Here is a 3,052-nt window from a genome sequence, read left to right as displayed (position 1 = left end):
GGAGAGTAGGTCACCGCCGGAACATCATTACACGGTCGAGAGCCCCAACCACACAGGTCGGGGCTCTCCCGCATTTAACCCCCCAAACACCCGCCGGCGGGGCACCAGGCGCCGGACGCGGCCAGCCGGCCAGGCCATCCAGAGGTCGGCCCCGGCTCACTCCGCCAAGCCGCACTTCAGGCGCCCGCTCAGCTCGGAAACACCCTGCCGTGCACCCGGGCCAGCAACTCAAGCAACAACCCCCCACAAACCACGCCGAGTCCTGCTGCCCACAACATCTCCGCCGGCGGCAGTGCCAGCTTGAAGAAGTCCTGGGCGAGCGGCAGGTTGAGCAGGGTCACCAGGCTCGCACCCATCGCCATTAAGACTGCCAACTTCTTGAAATCCAGGGGGCGGGAGACAATCGCGAGAATCCACAGCCCGAGCAAGGCCAAAGTCAGCACAGATGCTGATTGCAGGGACTCCGGCCCCGTCTTGGCAAGAGCACTGGTGTTTGCGTACAAGTTCAGCCCCAGCAGGCAAACAGCGACGATGAGCCCTGCGGGCACGGCGAAGGAGAGCGAGCGGCGCAGGAACCCGGGCCGGTAGCGGCGGGTATTTGCCATCAGCGCCAGGAAGAAGCAGGGGATGCCAATCGTCAAGCCGTCCGTGAATGACAGTTGACGGGGCAGGAATGGAAACTGCAGGTTCAGGAGTCCAAAACTTACCGCGATCGCTATCGAGTAAGCCGTTTTGCTGAGGAACACCTTGGACACCCGCTCAACGTTGGCTATGACCCTCCTCCCCTCGGCCATCACTCCGGGAAGCCGATCGAAGCGCCCATCCAAAAGGACCAGCCGGGCCACAGCCTTAGTGGCAGGTGCGGCAGTGTTCATTGCTATGCCAAGATCGGCCTCTTTCAAAGCCAGCACATCATTAACGCCGTCGCCAGTCATCGCGACCGTGTGCCCGCGACGCTGGAGTGCTGCGACCATTTCTTTTTTCTGGTCGGGACTCACCCGGCCGAAGACCGTGTTGGCGGCCAATACGTCTTCGAGAAGCCGGGGGTCATCCGGCAGTGTCCGGGCATCGTAACCAGTCTCGACGTCGAGACCCACGCTGCGCGCAATCGCAGCCACCGTCCGGGGGTCGTCCCCCGAAAAGATTTTCAGCTCAACGCCCTCCTCGCGAAAGTAGGCCAGCGTCCTTCGCGCATCAGGACGAACCTGTTCCCGAAACGTGAGTACGACCACGGGTCTCGCGGCCGGGGGCAGTGTTGCGGTGTCGGGATTGATGGCGGTACCGTCTGCGAAAGCGAGCACGACGGTGCGTAGCCCGGAGGCGGCGAGCCGGCCAGCCTTTGCCAGCGCGGCGCCAGCCGGCGATTCCGTACCCGCAGCGCCGTCGGACCCGGCTCCCAGCACTACCTCCGGGGCGCCGAGGATCCAAGTGCCTGGGCGAGTACCTCCGCCGTCGAACGCTACAGAACTCCACTTCCGGGCGGACGAGAACGGAACCGAGGACACCGCCGCGCTGGTGCCGTTATGCTCAAAGGCCGCCGCCAAGCAATGCGACGTCGCGTTCGCTTCAGGATCCGCCGCAAACCAGCCCAGAGCGTGCTCCCAACCAGGTTCCGCGGGCTCGGCCAGCTCATGCACACCGTCGAAGACGATCCGACCTTCGGTGAGCGTCCCGGTCTTATCCAGGCAGAGGACATCCACCCGGGCCAGCCCCTCGACCGCTGCCAGCTCCTGAATGAGAACCTTATTCCCGGCGAGCCGGACCCCGCCCACGGCGAAGGCCACGCTCGAGAGTAGAACAAGGCCCAGCGGAACCATGGCGATGACGCTGGCAATCACTCCCACCAGCGCGGAAGTCCAGGCGCCGCTAGCGATGGCCTGCTCCCAGCCGCCCCTGGACTGCATCTCACCATTGGCCACGACGAGGGCGACTGGTAGCAGTGCCCAGGTGAGCCAGCGCAGTATCCGGTCGAGACTATTACGGATCTCCGAGTTGACCAGCGAGAACCGTTTCGCATCGGCGGTGAGGCGGCGGGCGAACGATTCAGCGCCCACCCGCACCACCCGAGCGGTGCCGCGGCCGGCCACAATGATGGAGCCGGAGAGAACCTCAGTCCCAACATCCCTGTCAACGGGGTCCGACTCCCCGGTGAGCAGGGATTCATCGGCCTCCAGCCCGCTGCATTCGAGGACCGAGGCATCTGCCGTAACCTGGTCGCCGGGCCGGAGGACCAGGACATCGTCAAGCACCACCTCGGCGGTGGCGATCTCCTGAACACTTCCATCCCGCAGCACGCGGGCCAGCGGCGCCTCGAGGACTGCGAGCCGGTCTAGGGAGCGCTTGGCGCGATACTCCTGCACGACTCCGATTACTGCGTTGCCTACGGCGGAAAGGCCAAAAAGTGCGTCCTGCCAGCTTCCCAGCAGCAGGAGCAGTACGAAGCTCGTGCCCACGATCGCGTTGAACAGCGTCAGGACATTGGCGCGGACGATCTCCCAAAGGCTGCGGCTGGTTGCGTCCGGTGCATGGTTGCCAAGGCCGTCTCTCATCCGGGTGGCAACTTCGCCTTTGGTGAGGCCCGCGGCGGCTGGCCCGGACACACGCCGCCGGCGGAGTTCTGGTCTTTGGCGCCTGCTTTCTGCCATCACCCCCTGATCGTAGTCCGAGTGACCTCAAGGCGCGGTGATGCAGCCCACAGGTACTGGTTTTGGAGTTGCGGGGTGGTGGGTGGTGTGGCGGGGGCTGGTTTTCGGTGTGGTTGCGGGGTTTTTGGGGGNTGGGGGTGGTGGTGTGGGTGGATTTGTGTGGGGGCGGGGTGGCGTGTATTGTTGTTCGAGTCGCCGCCGCTGGTGCGGAAAGATAGCGACCGACCCCCTGATAAACAGCCTGGAAAATGGCGCGGATATTTGCGCGTTGAATTCGGGTGGGAATCCAATTCTGGAAGTGTGGATCGCGGAAACGTTGATTTGCTTAGTTCCTGGAGTTCGGGTAAGTTTGTGAAGTTGCTCCGGAGCGATCTGCGACCTGTGGTTGTGGTGGTGCCGGGTGTGTC

Annotated in this window: 1 protein-coding gene; it reads right to left on the bottom strand. The window is 64.0% G+C overall.

The genetic code is table 11. The features are described from left to right. Positions 1 to 188 precede the first annotated feature (188 nt). Positions 189 to 2,549, bottom strand: coding sequence for an HAD-IC family P-type ATPase (locus AC50X9_RS21165; RefSeq protein WP_494897051.1), 2,361 nt, complete (start codon positions 2,547 to 2,549; stop codon positions 189 to 191). Positions 2,550 to 3,052: the final 503 nt, after the last annotated feature.

This window comes from Pseudarthrobacter sp. HLT1-3 (assembly GCF_059383535.1).
The sequence above is the reverse complement of the archived record's forward strand: the minus strand, read 5'-3'. Positions and strand labels throughout refer to the sequence as shown.

Excerpts from the sequence above, each read along its gene's own strand:
- AC50X9_RS21165 (WP_494897051.1), bottom strand. The coding sequence starts at position 2,549 with ATGAGAGACGGCCTTGGCAACCATGCACCGGACGCAACCAGCCGCAGC.